Below are 20,869 nucleotides of genomic sequence, written 5' to 3'. Positions count from 1 at the left end.
TTCAGAAATTTAAAAATACAATAAATGCAACAACTTAAACTTAAATCAGATCTGACGAAGCAGGCGCTCGAGTCCATTCGCGCGGCCATTCTGTCCGGCGAGCTGCCACCCTGCGCGCCGGTCGCCCAGGAGGAAATGGCCGAGCGTCTGGGCGTCAGCCGCCAGCCGGTCAGCCGCGCCCTGGTCCTGCTCAAGCAGGAAGGACTGATCGTCGCGCGCGGGCGCAAGGGCTACATGGTGGCGCCCGTCGATGCGGACCGCCTGCGGGCCCTCTATCAGGTGCGGGGCGCCCTGGACCGTCTGGCGGCCCGTCTGGCCGCCGCCCAGGACGATCCCCAGGGCACGCGCCGGCGCATGTTCGACAAGCTGATGGCCGACGGCCGCGACGCCGTGGCGCGGGGCAGCATCGCCCGGCTGGTCGCCGCCGATGTCGCGTTTCATCAGGCGCTGTATGCCCTGGCGGGCAATCCGGAAATCGCCGCGACGGCGGAAGGGGCGTGGCCGCATATGGTGCGGGCCATGCGCATGGTGCTCGAGGACACCAGCCGCCACGGCGCCATCTGGGCTGATCACGGCGCGATCGCCGATGCCGTCATGGCCGGCGACGTCGACGCCGCCGGCGACCTGGCGGCGCGGCATGTGGAATTAGCGGGCGAGGCGACCTATCGCCGGCTCAAGAACCTGGACCCGGGGCAACAGACCCCCGGAACGACAAGCAAGACATCAATCGGAGGATGATCCAATGCGCTTGACCGAAGAGGAACTGAAACGTTTCGACGAGGACGGCTATCTGTTCTTTCCCGGAAAGTTCACGCCGGAGGAAGCGGCCTGCCTCAAGGCCGAGGCCGAGGCCGTCTATGCGCTCGACCGCGAAGAGGTCTGGCGCGAGTCCAACGGCGTCGCCCGCACGGCCTTCGCCGCCCATAAATACAACGAGGCGTTCCGCCGACTGGGCGCCCATCCGCGCATGATCGAGCCGGTCACCCAGGTTCTCGACGGGCCGGTCTACATGCATCAGTACAAGGTCAACGCCAAGGCGGCCTTCGACGGTGCCGTGTGGCAATGGCATCAGGACTACGGCACCTGGAAGCGCGACGACGACATGCCCGAACCGCGCGCCATGAACATCGCCGTGTTCCTGGACGACGTGACGGCGGCCAACGGGCCGCTCTTGTTCATTCCCGGCAGCCACAAGCAGGGGGTGGTCGACGCCGGCCACGATCTGGAGACGACCAGCTATCCGCTGTGGACCCTGGACCGGGACAAGGTCACCGAACTGGCCGAACGCGGCGGCTGCGTCGCGCCGACCGGCCCGGCCGGCAGCATGCTGATGTTCTCGTCGCTGCTGGTCCATGCCAGCCCGCCCAACATCTCGCCGTTCGGGCGGACGATCGTTTATCTGTCGCTGTGCCATGTCGACAACCACATCCGCGCCTTCAACCGGGCGGAGTGGATCGCGCACCGCGATTTCACCCCCATCGAAGCCCTGGCAGACGACTGCCTGGACGAACTGGTCGCCAAGCGTCAGCAAGCAGCGGAGTAATCAACCTTGTACATCTACCAAGAACTCGCGGCCCGCGCCGCCGAGGGCAAGCCCGTTCGTGTCGGCCTCATCGGGGCCGGGAAATTCGGCTCCATGTTTCTGTCGCAGGTGCCGACCACCCCGGGCCTGGAGGTCGCCGTGATCGCCGACCTCAACCCGGACGGCGCCCGAAAGGCCTGCCGCACCGTTGGCTGGCCGGATGATCTGATCGCCCAGACCAAGTTCGTCGACGACGCCATGGCCATGATGCGGGCCGGCGGCGTGGACGTGGTCGTCGAGGCCACGGGCAACCCGGTCGTCGGTCTGGTCCATGCGCGGGAAGCCATCCGCAACGGCATCCACATCGTCATGGTCAATGTCGAGGCCGATGTTCTGGCCGGCGGCCTGCTGGCCGAGGAAGCCCGCCAGGCGGGCGTCGTCTATTCCATGGCCTACGGCGACCAGCCGGCCCTGACCTGTGAATTGGTCGAATGGGCGCGCGCCACGGGCTTCGAGGTCATCGCGGCGGGCAAGGGCACCAAGTACCTGCCGTCCTATCACGCCTCGACCCCGGATACGGTCTGGGACCACTACGGCCTGACGCCCGAACAGGCGGCCGCCGCCGGCATGAACAGCCAGATGTTCAACAGCTTCCTCGACGGCACCAAGTCGGCCCTGGAAATGGCGGCCATCGCCAACGGCACGGGCCTGACCCCGCCGTCCGATGGTCTGAACTTCCCGGCGGCGGGCATGGACGATCTCGCCCATGTCCTGCGCCCCGTCGCCGACGGCGGCATGCTGGAGCACAAGGGCCAGGTCGAGGTCGTGTCGTCCCTGGAACGCGACGGACGCCCGGTGTTCAAGGACCTGCGCTGGGGCGTCTATGTCGTCATCGAGGCCCCCAACGACTACGCCGCTGCCTGCTTCCGCCAGTACGGCATGAACACGGATGCCTCCGGGCGTTATTCCGCCATGTTCAAGCCGTTCCACCTGATCGGTCTGGAACTGAACATCTCGATCCTGTCGGCGGCGCTGTTGAACAAGCCGACGGGCTCGACCCTGGGGTTCCGCGGCGACGTCGTGGCCACGGCTAAGCGCGACCTGAAGGCGGGCGAAATGCTCGACGGCGAGGGCGGGTTTACCGTCTGGGGCAAGCTTTATCCGGCGGAAAAGTCGCTGGAACTGGGCGGCCTGCCCATCGGCCTGGCCCATAAGGTCAAGCTGAAGGCCGACATCCCCGCCAACCGGCCCGTGCGCTGGCAGGATGTCGAGGTCGACGAGACCATGGACGCGGTCAAAATCCGCCGGGAAATGGAGGCCCGCTTCCGCCTGCCGGTTGCGGCCGAGTAGGGCCCCGAAGGGCTTCGGCGCCATATGAGGGGGGCTGGTCAGGCGGGACGGACGCCATGAATTTACCGATCGACGTTATTGGCCTATCATTCCGTCTTCGGCGGAATGGATAGGTCGCGAGGCCCGATTTGGAAGGTCGAAATTCTTCGGGTCCTGCCGGTTCACCAGTCCAGGACGAAAGCCTGCGGTTGGTCCTGTCCGTGGAACAGGAACACTGGATAAAACAGCAACTGGGCATGGCCAAGGGCCTTGCCTGGGCTTCCGCGTTTTTCCTCATGTTGGGCGCCGGTTGGATGACAGCCTTGTTTTCCGGGGCGATCTTTGAAGGCTCGTCGTCTCAGAGTTGCTTCGAATTGGCCGCCGATACGCCGAATTACCAGACAGTGCTCAAGGAATTCCGTGCGCAGGGGCTGTCGCCCTGTCCATCGGACAAGGAACCGAGCGAAGAATTCGAATGGAGCGACCTGATCTGGCTGCCGACCCTGCTTGCCGCAATTGTATTGGTGATTTCCCCCCTGACGCTTGGGCGGAACATGATTCTGGCGCGGCGATACAAAGGCTACCTGACCGATCACGCAGCCTTCCTGCGCAAATACAACCGCTTGTGACCGGCGACCGCACCCGGTTTTCGATTGAGATTGCCACCTTTCTTCAGAACAGGTGCGGATCGGTCGGGCGCAAGATTTTCCATTCCTCCAATCGCTCGACGACGACGACAAGTTTGTCGATATCGCCGGACGCTCCCTGGAGCGGCAGGATCAGGCGTTCATGCCTCCCCGAGGCGTCATAGGTTTCAAAATTCCGCTGCATCAGGGTCGGATGCCCGGTGCTGGCGCAACGGTCGTAGGATTCTTTGACTTCCTGGAAATCGTATTGGTGGCGGGACTCGAAATAGGTCAGGCCCGTGTGGTCGGGAACGTCAAGCTTCCAGCGATTCTGGACGATGGTGGTGCCGACGAAGCGGTAGCGGAAATCGGTGTGATCGGGCCGTGGCAGTACGTCGAGAACCAGCATGATGGGAGCGTCCTGGTAAACGTCCATCAGTTTGAAGGCATCCCAGGCCGGTGCCGGCGCGGAGCCGGCCTGCCGGCGCCAGTAATCCCAGACGCGGCGGGCGCGGCGTCCGGTTAGGTGGCCGTCGATATCGTGGATTGTCCCGTAGGTGTTCATTGCGCTGACGTCATACAATGTGATGTGCTTTCGCGTAACCTGGACGGAAGTGCTAGACCACTTCACATGGTCGGCGGAAGCGCCGCCGCGGACTGATCCGTTGCCGGAACGGGGTGCCCATGCCATAAGCGGGCGATGTCCGACACGGAACAAACCGCTGATGCGCCGCGCGTCTGGGTGCTGGCCGACGACCGGCCCGGCAACCGCAGCCAATGCCTGGGCGTGGCGCGGGTTCTCGGCCTGCCGTTCGAACGGAAGGACATCGAATACGGCCCCCTGGTGCGCCTGCATAACGCGGTGCTGGGGGCGTCTTTTGCCGCCATCACGCCGGCCAGCCGCGCCGTGCTGACGCCGCCCTGGCCGGACCTGGTGATCGGCGCCGGGCGGCGGTCGGCCTCCGCCGCGCGCAAGATCAAGAAGCTGTCCGGCGGCCGTGCGAAACTGGTTCACATCATGCATCCGGGGGCCGGGGCAGGGGATTTCGACCTGATCGCCCAGCCCGCCCATGACGCCCGCCCCACGGCCGGCAACACCCTGACCATTCCCGCCGCCGCCCACGGCGTGACGGCGGACGTCCTGGCCGCCGCCCGGGACGAATGGGCCCCCGCTTTCGCCCACCTCCCGCGTCCGCTGATCGCCCTCATGGTCGGCGGCAGCACCCGGCGGCGCGAATTCGGCCCGGAGATGGCGGCCGAGGTCGCCGGGCTGGCCGCCAAGATGGCCCGCGACCAGGGCGGCGCCTTGCTGGTGTCGACCAGCCGCCGGGTCGAGGAATCGGAAGACCCGGGCACCATGCCGGCGTTGCTGGCCGCCTTCGCCGACCTGCCCCATCACCTGTACCGCTGGGGCGATCCGGCGGGGAACCCCTACATGGGCTACCTCGCCCATGCCGACGCGGTGATCGTGACGGGGGATTCCGTGTCCATGTCGACCGAAGCCTGCGCCCGCCCGGGGCCGGTCTATCTCTACGCGCCGCCGCCCTTGATCACGCCCAAGCACAAACGGTTCCACGACTATCTGTTCGGCGAAGGCTACGCCCGGCCGCTGACGGCGGAGACTGTTTGGGAAGATTGGACCCACGCGCCCCTCAACCCGGCGGAAGATATCGCCCGTGCCATCCGGGAACGCCTGAATATCGGCGCCTGAACGCTGGCGCCGTTGCGTCGGGGGGCCGTTGCGTTACGATGCGCCGGGGGCGATCACCAGGGGACGGAAACAGACATATGGCCAGCGACCTTCTTTTCGGGATTCAGACCAACGGCATCAAGCATGCCCATGCGGACCCGATGCCCGATGTCGATACGCGCTTCCGCATGGTCAAGGAAGCGGGGGTGTTCGATTACATCGACAAGACCCCGGACCCGGACCAGATCGACGATTTCGAGCGCGCGCGGGACAAATACGGCCTGCCGGTGCGGGCGGGCGGCTGGTTCTACGTTCTGGGCCAGGACGAGGCGCTGTTGGAAAAGAATCTTGAGACGGGCCGCCGGCTCGGCTCTCTCGTCCATAACACCCAGATCAAGCTCCACCACGCGAAGGGCCATGTGGTGACGGACGAGGAAGTCCTGAACGCCTATCTATGGGCGGCGGAACTGGGGAACAAATACGGCGTCACGCCGTGCTTCGAGGTCCATGTCAACATGTGGTCGGAAGACTTCGCCCGCGTCGCCCGGGTCGGCCGCATGGTCGAGGCGCGGGGGGTGGAGTTCAACATCACCCTCGACCACAGCCACGTCATCTTCAAGATCGACAATCCCAAGGAACAGAAGATTTTCGACACGGCGGGGCAGATCGCGGCGGGGCAGGTGATCCTTGATCCCTATACCCCCGGCAACGTCGTGCAGCAGTGGATCGAGGCCGGCTGGGTCCGTCATTGCCATGCCCGGGCGGCGATCCCCAACAACCCGGTCAACGAAACGGGCCGCCACCCCGACGGCAGCGTCGGGCGTGGCATTCAGTATCCCTTCGTGCAGCCGAAACCGGGCGAATACCATGCCGACTGGGACGGCGCCTTGCTGGAGCCTTGGAAAGAGTGCATCCGCATGCTGATGCGCCACCACGCGGCCGACCCCACGGGCAAGCTGGGCCAGATTTCGACCGAGTTTATCCCAGGCACGGATTACGGCGAGGGCTGCAGGTATTCCCTGTTCGACCAAGCGGTCGCCTGCGTCGAATGGATGCGCGAAACCTGGGAAGACATCCGCCGCGAGGCGGCGGCGTAAGGCCGGGGATTACTCCGGCCAGGCCTTGACCTCGGTCTTTTGCTCGCCCAGACCCTCGATGCCGACGCGCATGACGTCGCCGGCCTTCAGGAACCGCGGCGGCTTCATGCCCAGGCCGACGCCCGGCGGTGTGCCCGTGGCGATGATGTCGCCCGGCATCAGGGTCATGTAGCGGCTGACCACGGAAACAAGGTTGAACACGTTGAACACCATGGTCTTGGTGTTGCCGTCCTGCATCATCTGGCCCGAGACCTCGCACCAGATGCGCAGGTTCTGCGGGTCCGGCACTTCGTCGGGGGTGACCAGCCAGGGGCCGAACGGCGCGAAGGTGTCGAAGCTTTTGCCCTTCACCCATTGCCCCGTGGTTTCCAACTGAAACGCCCGTTCCGACACGTCGTTCAGGACCGCGTAACCGGCGATGTATTCGGCGGCGTCCGCTTCCTCGACATATTGCGCGCGCTTGCCGATGACGACGGCCAACTCGGCCTCCCAATCGCCCTTTTGTGATCCCTTGGGCAGCACCACTGGATCGGTCGGACCCGACAGGGACGTGATCGCCTTGGTGAAGATGATCGGCTCTTCCGGCAGGGCCATCCCGGCCTCGGCCGCGTGGTCGGCATAGTTCAGGCCGATGGCGACGATCTTGCCGACGCCGGCGACGGGTGCGCCCAAACGCGGCGAGCCGCCGACGGCGGGAAATTCTTCCGGGTCCATGGCGCTCAGGCGGGCCAGGCGGTCGCTGACCAGCGTTTCCGGCGTGATGTCGGGCAGGCGGTCGGACAGGTCGCGGATGCGGCCGGCGGCATCCAGCAGGCCCGGACGTTCCTCGCCCTTGGGGCCGTAGCGCAGCAATTTCATGGATGGGGCTCCCGGATGGAATTCAGACGTTTTTGATCGGTTTCCGTACCGATGGCCGCATTAGGCTTCGCAGGGGCATGAAGGTCAAGACCGTTACCTGGAATTTTATGAAAGTTTTATAGAATATTGAAAACACTTAATATCTTTGCCCGAATTTGAGTCGAAACGTAAACTGTGGAAGAAAAGGAATTTCCGCGATGGTGCTCCGCCGACCCGTTTTTTTGTCCTTCGGGCGCCCGGCGCTGATTGAAAACCAGCGGGGCTCGTCCCTGGTCGAATTCGCCTTCGCGGCTCCCCTGGTGGTGCTGATGCTTATCGCCATCATCGAATTCGGCATGATCATGTTCGTGTCGACGCTGATGGAAAGTGCCCTGCGTGATGCCGCGCGGTTCGGCATCACTGGCCAAGCGCCGGAGGGCGGCACGCGGCTGGAACAAATTCTTGCCATCGTCGCGGACCGCACCATCGGTCTGGTCGACATGGCCGACGCCAAGGTCGAGGTTCGGGTCTATCCCACCTTCGGCGATGTCGGGCGCGGCGAAGCCTTTGTCGATGGCAACGGCAACGGCGTCTACGATCCGGGCGAGACCTTCACCGACGAAAACGGCAACGGCGCCCACGACGCCGATGTCGGCGAGGCCGGGGCCGGCGAGGCGGGCGCGATCGTTGCCTACCGCATGGAATACGCTTGGCCGCTGCGCACGCCGTTGGCCGGTCCCTTGATCGGGGAAGGCGGCAAGTTCATCCTGAAATCGGCCATCGCCGTGCGCAACGAGCCCTACGATCAAGCCATCGGCGCACCGGCGCCGGGCGGGTGAGGGGCGTCATGGGCTTCATCCGCACATTCCTGGATCGGTTCCGGCGCGACGGGCGAGGCACCATCTCCGTCGAACTGGCCATCGCCGTGCCGGTGCTGACGGGCCTTTTGATGTCGGGGGTCGAGGTCACGCGCTATGTCCTGATCAACCAGAAGCTGGAGCGCACGGCGGCGACCATGGGCGATCTGATTTCGCGCATGCCGGAACTGACCGAAGGCGACATCACGTCGTTCTTCGCCGCCTCGGACCAGGTCATGACCCCTTATGACGTTCAGGTCGGCGGCCGGGTCATCATTTCCTCCATCGCGCGGGACGGCGGCGGCCCGGAAATCATCTGGCAGCGGACCTACGGCCTGGCGCCGGCGGCAAGCCGGTTCGGCGCCGCGGGCGATCCGGCGGTTCTGCCCGCCGGGTTCGAGGTCCGCGACAGCGAAAATGTCATCACCGCCGAGGTGTTCTACGATTTCGAGCCGATCATGATCACCGCCGTGCTGGAGGCCGGGCAGCTCTATTCCAGCGCCGTGTTCCGGCCCCGGTTCGGAAGCCTGACCACCGTCAAACCCTGACCCGGGCGATCGGCCAACCAATTCGTGATTTGAGCGGACCGGCGGCGGTGGTGGATAGTAGATCCATGAAACGCCTGTTTTTTTCGTGCCTGGGACTGTTCCTGGCAACCGGCGCGGCATCGCTGGCCGTTGCGGGGACCGGCGCGTTGCCGGCGGACCTGGCCGCGCGGTCGTGGGAGCAAATGACCTTCGACGGCAAGACCGCCAACCGCTACAGCGCCTGCGGCACCGACTGTGTCGAGATCAATACGGACGCCAGCGTGTCCCTGATCGGGCGGCCGGTGACGGTGAATCTGGCGGAAATGCCGGTGCTGACCTGGGAATGGAAGGTGGACCTGCCCGTGACCGCGACGGACCTGACCGTCAAGGGGCGGGACGACAGGGCCCTGGCGATTTACGTGACCTTTCCTTACGACCCCGACACGGCGACGTTTTCGGAATCCCTGCTTCGTCCCCTGGTCGAACTGGCGCGCGGTAAGAACGCGCCGGCACGCACCCTGTCCTATGTCTGGAGCGGCGACGCCACCGTGCCCGGCACGGTCGTCGCCAGCCCTTATTTCGGCGACGTCAATGTGATGATCGTGGCGCGCACCGGCGATGCCCCCTTGGGGACCTGGCTGCGGGAAACGGTCGACGTGGCGGCGGATCATGAACGGGTGTTCGGCCGCCGCCCGCTGCGCGCGGCACATGTGCTGATCGGTGCCGACAGCGACGATACGGGCAGCCGCAACCGGGGGTTCGTTCGCGGTATTTCATTCCGGGCGCGTTGAGGGCCTGGCGCTTCATTGAATTGTCACTTGCCATGCTACGGTATTTCGGAAATAACCGAAATATGAATGAAGCAATCCATGTCGCGCTGTTCGCGGCTCTGGCCCAGGAACATCGTCTTGCGGTCTTTCGCCTGTTGATGCGCGAGGGGCCCAACGGCCTGCCGGCCGGCGACATCGCCCGCCGCCTGGATGTCGCACCGTCGACTCTGTCGGCCCATCTGGCGCAGTTGTGTCAGGCGGGGCTGCTGCGGGCGGCCCGCCGCCGTCAGAGCATTTTCTACGCCATCGACGTCGAAGGCACGCGGCGCCTGATCGCCTATCTGACCGACGACTGTTGCGAAGGCCGACCGGAAATCTGCGGCTATGGCGCTTCCCTTGATTGCGGGCCCGCGAAGGAGACGAATGATGCCTGATCCAACAACGCCGATCTTCAACGTGCTGTTTCTGTGCACGAAAAACTCCGCCCGCAGCATCCTTGCCGAAGCGGCTCTCAACCGCCTGGGCGCCGGCCGCTTCAAGGCGTTCAGCGCCGGCAGCCAGCCGGCGGGGCAGGTCAATCCATATGCCCTGGATCTGCTGCGCAACCAGAATTTCCCGACGGCGGACCTGCGTTCGAAAAGCTGGGACGAATTCTCCCAGCCCGGCGCACCGCAAATGGACTTCGTGTTCACGGTCTGCGACAACGCGGCCAACGAGGTTTGCCCAATCTGGCCGGGGCAGCCCATGTCGGCCCATTGGGGTGTGCCCGACCCGGCGGCGGTGGAAGGCACCGAGGCCGTGAAGCGCGCGGCCTTCGCCGAGACCATGCGATTCATGAACAACCGGATCAGCATCTTTGTTAACCTGCCGCTCCGCAGCCTCGACCGCATGACCCTCAAGAAACGCCTGGATGCGATCGGCGCGCGCCGGGAAGAATCGGTCTAGGCTGTCCGCATTTCCATCCTCCCTTACTTGAAGGAACGAACTGACCAATGACGCTGTTCGAACGTTATCTCTCGCTTTGGGTCGCGCTCTGCATCGTCCTGGGCGTGGTGCTCGGCAACACGACGCCGGGTCTTTTCCAGGCGGTCGCGTCTTGGGAATACGCGTCGGTCAACCTGGCCGTCGCCGTGCTGATCTGGGCCATGGTCTATCCCATGATGGTGGCGGTGGATTTCGCCAGCCTGCGCGGCGTTCATCGGCGGCCCAAGGGCCTGATCATCACCGTCGTGGTCAACTGGCTGGTCAAGCCGTTCACCATGGCGGCGCTGGGCGTGTTGTTCTTCAAGCACCTGTTCGTGGACCTGATCGATCCGGCCAACGCGGACCAGTACATCGCGGGGCTGATCCTGCTGGGCGCCGCCCCCTGCACGGCCATGGTGTTCGTGTGGTCGTACCTGACCAAGGGCGACGCCAACTACACCCTGGTTCAGGTGTCGCTCAACGACGTCATCATGGTCTTCGCCTTCGCGCCCATCGTGGCCCTTCTTTTGGGCGTTACGGACATCGAAGTGCCGTGGCAGACCCTGTTGCTGTCGGTCGCCCTGTATGTGGTGATCCCGCTGGCGGCGGGCATGGCCACGCGCCATGCGCTTGGGCGCGGGAAATCGGCGGATCAGGAAGCCGCCGCGGTCGAACGCTTCACCGGGGCGGTCAAGCCGTTCTCGATCCTGGGCCTGCTGGCCACGGTCGTGCTGCTGTTCGGGTTCCAGGGGAACGTCATCGTCGAACAACCCCTGTTGATCGCCCTGATCGCGGTGCCGCTGGTGATCCAGTCCTACGGCATCTTCGTCGTCGCCTATGGCGCCGCCTGGGCCTGGCGGGTGCCGCATAACGTGGCGGCGCCTTGCGCCCTGATCGGCACCTCCAACTTCTTCGAACTCGCCGTGGCGGTCGCCATCGGCCTGTTCGGGCTCAACTCGGGGGCCGCCCTGGTGACGGTCGTGGGGGTGTTGGTCGAGGTGCCGGTGATGCTGTCCCTGGTCGCCTTCGCCAACGGCACGCGCCGCCATTTCCAGGCGGCGGAGTAGGGGGGCGGTTATTCCGCCGGGGCGCGGCCCGTGGCGGCGTCGCCGGAGGAGGCACCCTGGATCACCTTGGTCGGGAACAGTCGGTCCAGGTAGATATAGACCACCGGCGTCAGGTAGAGCGTGATGACCTGCGACATCAGCAGACCGCCGACCACGGTCAGGCCGAGTGGCGCCCGCGCCTCTCCGCCCTGGCCGAAGCCGATGGCGATGGGCAGCGAGCCCATGAGGGCGGCCATGGTCGTCATCATGATCGGGCGGAAACGGATCAGGCAGGCCTGATAGATCGCCTCGTCGGGGCTGAGATTGTCCTCGCGCTGCGCCGACAGCGCGAAGTCGATCATCATGATCGCGTTCTTCTTCACGATCCCGACCAGCATGATGATGCCGACGAACCCGTACAGCGTCAGCGGCATGTCGAAGGCCATGAGGGCGAGCAGCGCCCCCACGCCCGCCGCCGGCAGGCCCGACAGGATGGTCAGCGGGTGGATGAAGCTTTCGTAGAGAATACCCAGCACGATGTAGACGACGATGATCGCCAGCGCCAACAGCATGCCCATGCCGGCGAGCGATTCCTGGAACACCTTGGCCGTGCCCTGGAAGCTGGTGGTCAGGGTCGCCGGCACCTGGATGTCGCGCTCCAGCGCGTGGACCCGGTTGATGGCCGTGCCGAGGGAGACCTCGGGCGCCAGGTTGAAGGAAATCGTCACGGCGGGAATCTGGCCCTGGTGGCTGATGGTCAGGGGCGACACGCCGCGGGTCAGGGTGGCGACGGCGGCCAGCGGCACCAGACGGTCACCGGGCGCGCGGATATACAGCTTCTTCAGCGCTTCCGGGTCTTTCTGGAATTCGGGTGCGACCTCCAGAATCACCGCGTACTGGTTGGCGGCGGTATAGATGGTCGAGACCTTGCGCCCGCCGAAGGCGTTGGCGAGCACGGCCTCGATCTCCTCGGCCTTGATGCCCATGGTGCCGGCGCGGTCGCGGTCGATGTCGACGACCAGGGATGGGCTGCGGATCTTGAGGTCCGTGGTCACGTCCTGGAAGCCGGGCAGCTTGCCCAGTTCGGCGGCCATGACCTCGGCCCATTTGTAGAGGGATTCCAGATCCAGATCCTGCAGCGTGTATTGGTACTGCGCGTTGGACAGGCGCCCGCCGACCCGGATCGCCGGCGGGTTGCGCACGAAGGACTTGATGCCGGCGACCTTGTTCAGCTTGCGCCGCAGCTTTTGCACGACATCGTTGATGTTGGCGTCGGGCCGCGCGTGGCGCGGTTTCAGGCGCAGGAACAGAAGGCCCGCGTTGTTGGTGATACGGCTGCCGGCGGCCCCCACGCGCGACATGGTCGCGGCGACGTTGGGATCGCTGTTGACGATGTCGGCGACCTCTTTCTGATAGCGTTTCATGGCGTCGAACGACACGTCCTGGCCGCCTTCGGTGTAGATGATGAGGCGGCCCGTGTCCTCGGCCGGCAGGAAGTCCTTCTGGATCACGGCATAGAGACCCCAGGTTCCCGCCAGGGTGCCCAGGAACACGGCCAGCACGAACGGCTTGCGCTTGAGACACCAGAGCAGGGAAACGTCATAGCCGCGCAGCAGGGCGTCGAAGGCGCGCTCGATCATCGCCATGAACCCGCGCTGGGGCTTTTCCGCGCCGTGGGCGGCATCGGAAATCCAGCGACTGCACATCATCGGCGTTAGCATCAACGACACGATACCCGACACGATGATGGTCACGCTGATGGTCATGGCGAATTCGTGCAGCAGACGCCCGACCATGCCGCCCATGAACATCACGGGAATGAACACGGCGACCAGGGACAGGGTCATGGACAGAATGGTGAAGCCGATTTCCCGCGATCCCTTGAGCGCTGCCTGCATCGAGCTCAGGCCGCGTTCCTTGTGACGGATGATGTTTTCCAGCATGACGATGGCGTCGTCGACGACGAAACCGACGGACAGGGTCAGGGCCAGCAGGCTCAGGTTGTTGAGCGAAAATCCCATGACGTACATGACCGAGAACGTGCCGATGACCGAAATCGGCAACGCGACACTGGCGATCACCGTGGCCGCCAGGTTGCGCAGGAACAGGAAGATCACCAGAACGACCAGGGCCGAGGCCAGCATCAGCGTGAATTCCACGTCGAGGATCGATTCCTCGATCGACTGGGCGCGGTCGTACATGACCTCCAGGTTCACGGACTCGGGCAACTGCTGACGGAACACGGGCAGGATGTCGTTGATCTGCTTGACGATCTGCACGGTGTTGGAGCCGGGCTGACGGTAGATCGCCAGCATGATGCCCTGACGGTCCCCGAAATAGGTGGCGACGCGGGTCGCCTCGACCCCGTCGATGGCCGTGCCGATTTCCGACAGGCGCACGGGCGCTCCGTTGCGGTAGGCGACGATCAGCTTGTTGTAGGCGGCGGCGTTGCTCATCTGGCCCGTGGTCTTCACGGCGATGGCGCGGTCGGGGCCGTTCAGGGTGCCGGTCGGCTGATAGCTGTTGCCGCCGCGGATGGCCTGTTCGACCTCGCCGATGGCGATGCCGCGGGTGGCCAGGGCGTCCGGGTCGACCTGGGCGCGCACGGCGAATTTCTGCTGGCCCCAGATCTGCACCTGGGCGACGCCGCTGATGGTCGACAGCTGCTGCGCCAGCATGGTTTCCGCGAATTCGTTGACCATGGAGATCGGCAGGGTGTCCGACGACAGCCCGATGTAGAAGATGGCGAAGTCGGCGGGGTTGATCTTGCGGAACGACGGCGGGTCGGTCATGTCGTCGGGCAGGGCGCGCAGGGCCGTCGAAATGGCCGACTGCACGTCCAGCGCCGCCGCGTCGATGTTGCGGTCGAGATCGAACTCAAGGGTGATGCGGGACGTGCCGGACGCGCTGATCGAGGTCATGTTGCGCACGCCGGCGATACGCGAGAACTGGCCTTCCAACGTCGTCGCCACGGCGGCGGCCATGGTTTCCGGGTTGGCGCCGGGCAGCGAGGCCGTGACCTCGATGGTCGGATAGTCGACGTTGGGCAGCTCCGACACCGGCAGGCCGCGATAGGCGAACACCCCGAACAGGACAAGCCCCAACATGACGAGGGTCGTCATGACCGGCCTGCGGATGCAAAGCTCGGACAAATTCATCGTTCGTTCCGCGGCCTGTTCAGCCCGCTCCTTCCCAGGGCGCTGCGCGGGGAGATGGCCCCGGTCAGCCGCCCGACTTGTTTGCGCCGCCGGCCACCGGCGCCGCGTCGCCCGTTTTCTTCACGCCCTTGGAATCCTTGGCGCCGTCGGCTTTGAAGGACACCTTGGCACCCTTGAACAGGCGCAGTTGACCGTCGGTGACAACCGTGTCGCCCGGTTTCAAGGCATCGCCGATGGCGACGAAATCGTCGATCGACGGCCCGAGAACCACCTGCCGGGGCTGCACCGTCATGTCGGCCGGATCGACGACGAAGACGTAGTTGCCCTTTTGGCCGCTCTGCACGGCGCGTTCGGGCACCACGGCCGCATTCACGATCGAGTCCATTTCAATGATGACGCGCACGAACTGCCCCGGGGTCAGAAACCCGTCGGCGTTGCTGAATTCGGCCTTCAGCAGGATCGTGCCGGTTTGCGTATCAACGGCGTTGTTGATGAACACGACGCGGCCGCGGACCGGCGGGCGATTGCTGTCGGGCACGGCGGCCTCGACGGCCAGGGCCCCCTCGGCAAGCCGCCGCTTGATTTCCGCCAAATGTCCCTCGGGCACGGACAGGGCCGCCAGGATGGGATCGACCTGGTTGATGACGACCAGGGGCTGCTGGTCATCGGCCTTCACCAGGTTGCCGGCCTGGACCAGGACGCTGCCCGTGCGTCCGCTCAGCGGCGCGCGGACGGTCGTGAATTCCAGGTTCAATTTGGCAAGGTCGACCGTTGCCTGATCGGCGCGGATGGTCGCCGACAGGCTGTTGACGGCGGCCCGCGCTTCCTCGAACTTCTGCTGCGAGGAGAAGCCCTTGCCGCTGAGCGACTGGTAGCGCTGAAAATCGCCCTGGGCTTTTTCAAGGTTGGCGCGGTCGCGGGCCAAATTGGCCTCGGCCTCGCGCAGGCGGGCTTCGAACGGGCGAGGGTCGATGTGGAACAGGGGATCGCCCTTGGCTACGGTCTGGCCTTCGGTGAAGGCGGTTTCCATGATCTGGCCGTCGACCCGCGAGCGCACGGACACCGTGGCCAGCGCCTGAATGGTGCCGATGGCGCGGATGGTGACCGGCATCGTGCGGGTCGTCACCTGGGTGACAAGGACCGGCGTCGGTGGCTTGCCGCCCGCTTTGGCCACGGGTTTGTCGGTGGCAGGCCCGCCGGCCAGCGTGAAATAGGCGCCCGCGCCGACCGCAATCAGCAAGACGCCAAGCGCCACGCGCCGAGACGAAAACGTCTTCATTGAATTTCGGTGGTTCCGTTACCCGGAGAAAAGCAATCAGAAGGCACGAATATTAGGGTAAAACGCACCATGTTACGAGGGCGCAATTGTAACTAATTGTATACAACCCTGCGTCACGGGGCCGTGACGGGCGGGACGGGGGTGCGCAAGCTGCCCCATCCCGCCCGCCCAGGGCTCGCAATATCGTCAGGCCGCCCGGACCTTGTCGAGGAACTCGGCGACGACCGATTTCAGGACGCCGGACTGGTTCGACAATTCGTTGGCGGCCTGAAGGATGCCGTCCGCCGATTTGCCCGTCTGATCTGCCGCAAGGCTGACGTGCTGGATGTTTTCGTTGACCGCGGAGGTGCCGCTCGCCGCCTGTTCCACGTTGCGCGCGATTTCCTGGGTCGCGGCACCTTGTTCCTCGACGGCCGAGGCGATGTTGCCGGCGATTTCGTTGATCTGTTCGATCACCGCGGTGACCGACCCGATGACCGTCACCGCATCGTTCGTCGATGCCTGAATATCCGCGATCTGGCGGGCGATTTCCTCGGTCGCCTTGGCGGTCTGGTTGGCCAGGTTCTTGACCTCCGAGGCGACCACGGCGAAGCCCTTGCCGGCGTCGCCGGCGCGCGCCGCCTCGATGGTCGCGTTGAGGGCCAGCAGGTTGGTCTGTTCGGCGATGTCGGTGATCAGGTTGACGACCTCGCCGACCTTCTGAGCTGATTCGACCAGGCCGGAGATCTTGGCGTTGGCCGACTGCGCCTGGTGGACCGCGTCGCTTGCGATGCGGGTCGATTCCGTGACCTGACGGGTGATCTCCTGGATCGATTTCGACAACTCCTCGGCGGCCGCCGAAACGGTCTGTGTGTTGGCGCTCGCCTGTTCCGACGCCGAGGCGACGACCGCGGACTGTTCGCTGGTCTGCTGAGCGTTTCCGGCCAATTGCGTGGCCGAGGAATTGAGGTGCGCCGACGCCGACGAAACCGTGTCGACCACGCCGCCGACGCTGGCCGAAAACTCGTCGGCCAGCAGGTTCATCGCGGTCCGTTTTTCCTGCTCCGCGCGTTCCTTGGCCGCCGCCTGTTCGGCTTCCATGCGCTTGACCGCCATTGCGTTCTCCTTGAACACCAGGACCGCCCGGCCCATGTCGCCGATTTCGTCCTTACGCACGACGCCGTTGATTTCGATTTCCAGGTCTCCGCCGGCCAGGGCGCCCATCTGACGGGTGAGCGACGTGACCGGTTGGGTGATCGAGCGAACGATCAAGGCCGATAAGGCGGCAAGCAGAACGAGCCCGATTGCCAAGCCGACCAGCAAGCCGATTTCCTCCGACTGCGCCTGCGTCCGGATGTCCGTCACCGCCGCAACGAGATCCGAGGCGAGGCGGTCTTCGACCTGTTTCAAAAGGTTGATCTTCTTGGTGATGGCGTCGAACCAGGCGCCGGCTTCGATGCCGCCGGTGTTTCCTGTCTCGTCGCTGTCGATTGCGATCTTGCGCAGGCGGTCGACCTCGGCCGTAATCGGACCGGAGACGGTTTTCGCGAGAAACTCTCGCTGACCGTCCGTGGCGAAGACGGCGAAGGTGGAAAGGTACGTTTCCTGCGCCGCGATCAGGGACAGGAACCGCTGGAAGACGGCCGGAGAGAACTTGCCGGCGCTGAAGCCGGCCGCCCCCATGGCGCGCTCGATTCCGGCCCGTTCCTTGGCCTGCAAGAACGCCGTGTAGGCGCCGATGCCGCGGATGACCGTCGCATTCGGGCTGAGCGCCACCATTTCCTCAACGTTGGTCAGCAGGTTTTGAATGGTGCCGCTGTAGTATTTGGCCATCTCGCCGACGCTAAGGGCCGCGGTATCGACCCCTTTGCGGACGTTGGCCATCCGGTCGAGGCTCTCTTTGACCTTATCGATCTTGGTCTTGATCGACTGTCCGTGGTCCTCTGCCCGGAAGTCGGCAAGGATGCTCATCAACGCATCCCTGCGGGCGTCCGTCGCGCCCCGTTGGACGGGAATGTCAGCGGCGAACTTCTGTCCCTTGCTGCTGATGAAACCGGCGGACATGCCGCGTTCTTTCTGCAGTTCGTGAACCAAGTTGCTGAGTACCGGCGCCAGGCGCAACACGTCGGCCAAACTCTCGGCGTCGGAGACCTGGTTCATGCGATGGGTGACGAGCATGGTTCCCAGGACAAGAACGCCAATGAGAGGAACCGCCAGCAATAACATTACGCGGTATCTGATCCGAAGGTCGCGAAGTCTCATGGTTGTTCTTCTTCCAATTTCTAAGCATGGCTGCGGGCGGGCAATTAAGCCCGTTTGCACCTACGCGCATGTGGTGCCGTTGGAAATTCCAGAAAATATTTCAGGGCGGTCGCGTCGCGACGGAAACCGCGCCAATTCAACAGATTATAGAAGGGGATGGAGAGGTGGGATAGCAGGACTCAAGCAATATATACCTATGTGTGAATAGATATGTATTCACTTCTGGCCATGCGGTTAAGCGTCTACTTGGACAGCCGCAGTTCGGTCAGGTGGTTGGCGACTTCGCGGAACACGGTCTGCAATTCCGCCGCTCCCGGCGCCAGGTGGTAATAGGGGGCGTCGGGGCCGCTTGCGACCTGCTTGAGGATGTTCTTCAGGTCTTCGTCGTTGTTGGCGAACTGGATGACGTAGACGATGACGCCGTCCGCCTTGACGTTGGCCGCGAGGGCCAGCAGACGGCTGTTCATCTCGTCGTGGGCGGTATTGCCCGTGCCCCAGATCCCCTTGTAACCGTCGCCCGATCCGCCGACGTTCTCGCCGTCGGTCAACAGCACGATCGCCTGCTGGCGGCGGTAAGGGGGGTCCGGGATCGCTTCGGTAAAGGGGGCTGAGGGCTTGAGAACGCGCCAGGCCCAGCCCAGGCCCTGGGGAATGTTGGTCTGGCCCTGGGGTGCTGTCAGGGCGTCGATCTTGCCTTCGATGACGGCCTTGGAATGCTGTAGCGGCGTGATGCCGTGGCTCAGGCAGGGGCCGCATTCGTTGCCGCCCACGGCCATGGTGCAGTTGCTCCAGCCGGATTGCGGGTCGCCGTCCGGGCCGATGGGTTCCCAAGCGATCCAGTCCTTGCCCCCGATCTGGCCGATGCCGAGCAGGGCATCGCCGTCGTTGCCGTCGTCGCCGTCGTCGACATAACGCTGGAACACGCAGCCGGTCCAATCGGGACCGGGATCGTTCAGCAACGGTACGGGCGAAGCGTTGACCGTGAACACGCTGCTTTGCGCGGCCCCCGTCACCGGATGGGCATAGGCGGCGACGGCGTTTTCGGTCGTCATGGCGGGATCGTAGGCGGTCCCGTCGATGGTGATGTTGACCTTGGAATTCCAGGGCACCAGGCCGATGCCCAGAAGGTCCTTGTTCGGCGCCGTGCCGAACAGGATGCCGGTCAGGGTCTGGGCGGCCGTGCGCGCCGCGGCGATGCGCGATCCGCCGCCGATGGCGCCCGATGCCATGGACCCGGACATGTCGATGGCCAGGACCACGTCCAGGGCGATCAGCTCGCGCTTGACCTGGGAGGAGGCGGACACGCTGACGTCGTTAAACCCCAGGACACGCATGAAGCTGGTCGGGACCACCGCCGAGGCGGTCAGCTCCAGGGTCTCGTTGTCGACATCGGGAAATTTAAGCGGCCCCGTCACGGTGGCGCCGAGATACCCCGCCGGGAAGTTGGCGTTGAAAAACATGTCGATGTCGGCGTCGCGGGTCGGCAGGAAGAACGATCGCCCGCCGGCCAATGCCGCCGCGTCGAGTGCCGACGACAGGCGCGATTTGACCAGATAGGCACGGGCCACATCGGTGCCGATGCCGACGAAACCGATCACCGGGATAATGGCCAGCGCAAGGAAAACGGCAACGCCGCCGCGCCGGCAGGCGCCAAGGCGGACTATAAATTTCTTAATATTATCAATTAGTTGCGTCATTTCAGGGGGTTCCTGTACTGCGCACTAATAATTATAGAAAAACAATCCGGTCAATTGAAACGTTTGCGCCAAACAACTGATTAAAATTACATAAAATTTTATGTAAATGTATTGATAAAGTATAGATTTTTTAAAAATAAATAAAAATTTTGACTTATAACTTTAGTCATAGAAAATTGGGCATCGAGGTTCACGGCGAACCACGAAGATTGTTTCAGGAGAGAAGCCATGAAGACCACGATCATCAAACTGCTGAAGGACGAGTCCGGTGCCACGGCCATTGAGTACGGCCTGATCGCCGCCCTGGTCTCGGTTGCCGCCATCGGCGCCCTGACCACCATGGGCGAGTCCCTGGAGACCATGTTCACCACCGTTTCCACCAAGCTCAACGAAGCCGTCGCCCCGTAATCCAGCTTCGGAAGACTGCCCTACGATCTCCATGTCCCTCCCCAGAACCCTTAGGTGGGTTCGAACTTCGGGTCCTCAATTCCCCACGAAGCCGGTCCCCCGGTTTCGCAGGGCCCGAAGGGGGAGGGGGCGGAGCCCCGGCCCGGAAACCCGATTTTATCCGCCCGCCGATCCCAGCATTAGTTAGTCAATTTATCTGACGAATTGAGAAGAGAGAGCAGCGCGTAACGTGAACCCGGGCGGGTGGCCGCACCCCAGCCACCCGCCAAGTCGGAAAAGGCCCCAACCCATGTCCCTCACGGCCGCCATTCATGCATTTCCCCTGGCACTGTTCACCGGCCTGCTCGGTCTGGCCGCGTTGACCGACCTTCAGGAATACCGCATCCCCAATTCGGTGACCCTGGCCATTGCGGCTCTGTTTCCCGTCTATGCCCTGTTGCCGTGGGCCGGCGTTGATGTCGTCGGCGCGCTGGCCGTTGGCGCCGCCGTGCTGGCCGGCGGCACGGCGTTGTTCGCGTTGGGTGTGTTCGGCGGCGGCGATGTGAAGCTGATGGCCGCCGTCAGCCTGTGGATCGGCCCGTCGGCATGTCTCGATTTCATCCTTGTTACGGCATTGTTCGGCGGCGCCATCGCCCTGGTTCAAATCTCGCACTGGCGCCTGGCCGTCGCCCAGGTCCTCGCCGACCGGGGGGAAACGGGTGTCGCGCATACCTTGCTCGGCCGTGACGTGCCCTATGCCGTGGCCATTGTCGCGGCCACGTTCGTCACCATGCCCGTGCCGTCTCTGCTGGGCGCCGCCCCGGCGCTGGCCGGTTAGGAGGC

The 20,869-nt window shown here is 64.3% G+C and carries 20 protein-coding genes; 14 read left to right on the top strand and 6 right to left on the bottom strand.

Going from position 1 to position 20,869, the window contains the following annotated elements:
• The first annotated feature begins 24 nt into the window (after positions 1-24).
• The 4 genes from RJ527_17805 (at position 25) to RJ527_17790 (ending at position 3,480) form a co-directional block, all read left to right on the top strand.
• Positions 25-738: a GntR family transcriptional regulator gene (locus RJ527_17805; GenBank protein WND75868.1), complete on the top strand. Its 714-nt coding sequence runs from the start codon at positions 25-27 to the stop codon at positions 736-738.
• 4 nt (positions 739-742) lie between these two features.
• Positions 743-1,543, top strand: coding sequence for a phytanoyl-CoA dioxygenase family protein (locus RJ527_17800; protein WND75867.1), 801 nt, complete (start codon positions 743-745; stop codon positions 1,541-1,543).
• Positions 1,544-1,549: 6 nt separating this feature from the next.
• Positions 1,550-2,872, top strand: a complete 1,323-nt coding sequence (locus RJ527_17795; protein WND75866.1) for a Gfo/Idh/MocA family oxidoreductase — start codon at positions 1,550-1,552, stop codon at positions 2,870-2,872.
• A gap of 200 nt (positions 2,873-3,072) precedes the next feature.
• Positions 3,073-3,480, top strand: a complete 408-nt coding sequence (locus tag RJ527_17790; protein ID WND75865.1) for a hypothetical protein — start codon at positions 3,073-3,075, stop codon at positions 3,478-3,480.
• Positions 3,481-3,523: 43 nt separating this feature from the next.
• On the opposite strand, the gene RJ527_17785 is transcribed toward RJ527_17790, so the two are convergent.
• On the bottom strand, positions 3,524-4,042 hold the full coding sequence (locus RJ527_17785; protein ID WND75864.1) for a hypothetical protein: 519 nt from the start codon (positions 4,040-4,042) through the stop codon (positions 3,524-3,526).
• 135 nt (positions 4,043-4,177) lie between these two features.
• Between RJ527_17785 and RJ527_17780 the strand changes: the two genes are divergently transcribed.
• On the top strand, positions 4,178-5,188 hold the full coding sequence (locus RJ527_17780) for a mitochondrial fission ELM1 family protein (protein ID WND75863.1): 1,011 nt from the start codon (positions 4,178-4,180) through the stop codon (positions 5,186-5,188).
• Between the two features lie 77 nt (positions 5,189-5,265).
• Positions 5,266-6,264 carry a hypothetical protein gene (locus RJ527_17775; GenBank protein ID WND75862.1) on the top strand — a complete coding sequence of 333 codons (999 nt, stop codon included), beginning with the start codon at positions 5,266-5,268 and terminating at the stop codon, positions 6,262-6,264.
• A gap of 9 nt (positions 6,265-6,273) precedes the next feature.
• Here the strand turns inward: RJ527_17775 and RJ527_17770 are convergent, their stop codons facing one another.
• A complete protein-coding gene (locus RJ527_17770; protein WND75861.1) occupies positions 6,274-7,122 on the bottom strand; it encodes a fumarylacetoacetate hydrolase family protein in 849 nt (282 codons plus the stop codon).
• 197 nt (positions 7,123-7,319) lie between these two features.
• On the opposite strand from RJ527_17770, the gene RJ527_17765 reads away from it, so the two are divergent.
• The 6 genes from RJ527_17765 (at position 7,320) to arsB (ending at position 11,285) form a co-directional block, all read left to right on the top strand.
• Positions 7,320-7,940, top strand: a complete 621-nt coding sequence (locus RJ527_17765; GenBank protein ID WND75860.1) for a TadE/TadG family type IV pilus assembly protein — start codon at positions 7,320-7,322, stop codon at positions 7,938-7,940.
• An 8-nt stretch (positions 7,941-7,948) separates the two neighbouring features.
• Complete coding sequence (locus RJ527_17760; GenBank protein WND75859.1) at positions 7,949-8,506, top strand: pilus assembly protein; 558 nt, start codon at positions 7,949-7,951, stop codon at positions 8,504-8,506.
• Positions 8,507-8,571: 65 nt separating this feature from the next.
• Positions 8,572-9,276 carry a DUF3047 domain-containing protein gene (locus RJ527_17755; GenBank protein WND75858.1) on the top strand — a complete coding sequence of 235 codons (705 nt, stop codon included), beginning with the start codon at positions 8,572-8,574 and terminating at the stop codon, positions 9,274-9,276.
• A gap of 62 nt (positions 9,277-9,338) precedes the next feature.
• The gene (locus tag RJ527_17750) at positions 9,339-9,689 is read left to right on the top strand and encodes a metalloregulator ArsR/SmtB family transcription factor (GenBank protein ID WND75857.1); all 351 of its coding nucleotides are present in this window, start codon (positions 9,339-9,341) and stop codon (positions 9,687-9,689) included.
• Complete coding sequence (locus tag RJ527_17745; protein WND75856.1) at positions 9,682-10,200, top strand: arsenate reductase ArsC; 519 nt, start codon at positions 9,682-9,684, stop codon at positions 10,198-10,200. The genes RJ527_17750 and RJ527_17745 overlap by 8 nt, the downstream gene beginning before the upstream one ends.
• Before the next feature lie 47 nt (positions 10,201-10,247).
• Positions 10,248-11,285 (top strand): ACR3 family arsenite efflux transporter, encoded by a 1,038-nt coding sequence (arsB, locus tag RJ527_17740; protein WND75855.1) that lies wholly within the window; start codon positions 10,248-10,250, stop codon positions 11,283-11,285.
• Positions 11,286-11,293: 8 nt separating this feature from the next.
• Here arsB and RJ527_17735 read toward each other — a convergent pair whose 3' ends face one another.
• The 4 genes from RJ527_17735 to RJ527_17720 form a co-directional block, all read right to left on the bottom strand.
• Positions 11,294-14,422, bottom strand: coding sequence for an efflux RND transporter permease subunit (locus tag RJ527_17735; GenBank protein ID WND75854.1), 3,129 nt, complete (start codon positions 14,420-14,422; stop codon positions 11,294-11,296).
• Between the two features lie 64 nt (positions 14,423-14,486).
• Positions 14,487-15,701 carry an efflux RND transporter periplasmic adaptor subunit gene (locus RJ527_17730; protein WND75853.1) on the bottom strand — a complete coding sequence of 405 codons (1,215 nt, stop codon included), beginning with the start codon at positions 15,699-15,701 and terminating at the stop codon, positions 14,487-14,489.
• Between the two features lie 186 nt (positions 15,702-15,887).
• Positions 15,888-17,858, bottom strand: coding sequence for a nitrate- and nitrite sensing domain-containing protein (locus RJ527_17725; GenBank protein ID WND75852.1), 1,971 nt, complete (start codon positions 17,856-17,858; stop codon positions 15,888-15,890).
• A 326-nt stretch (positions 17,859-18,184) separates the two neighbouring features.
• Positions 18,185-19,639 (bottom strand): pilus assembly protein TadG-related protein, encoded by a 1,455-nt coding sequence (locus RJ527_17720; GenBank protein WND75851.1) that lies wholly within the window; start codon positions 19,637-19,639, stop codon positions 18,185-18,187.
• A 228-nt stretch (positions 19,640-19,867) separates the two neighbouring features.
• Between RJ527_17720 and RJ527_17715 the strand changes: the two genes are divergently transcribed.
• Both RJ527_17715 and RJ527_17710 read left to right on the top strand, forming a co-directional pair.
• Complete coding sequence (locus RJ527_17715) at positions 19,868-20,047, top strand: Flp family type IVb pilin (protein WND75850.1); 180 nt, start codon at positions 19,868-19,870, stop codon at positions 20,045-20,047.
• Between the two features lie 289 nt (positions 20,048-20,336).
• Positions 20,337-20,864, top strand: coding sequence for a prepilin peptidase (locus RJ527_17710; GenBank protein WND75849.1), 528 nt, complete (start codon positions 20,337-20,339; stop codon positions 20,862-20,864).
• Positions 20,865-20,869 lie beyond the last annotated feature (5 nt).

Source organism: Thalassospiraceae bacterium LMO-SO8, assembly GCA_031655335.1.
Taxonomy (GTDB): Bacteria; Pseudomonadota; Alphaproteobacteria; order Rhodospirillales; family Casp-alpha2; genus UBA1479.
Note: the sequence above shows the minus strand (reverse complement) of the source record. Positions and strands in the feature narration are given on the sequence as shown.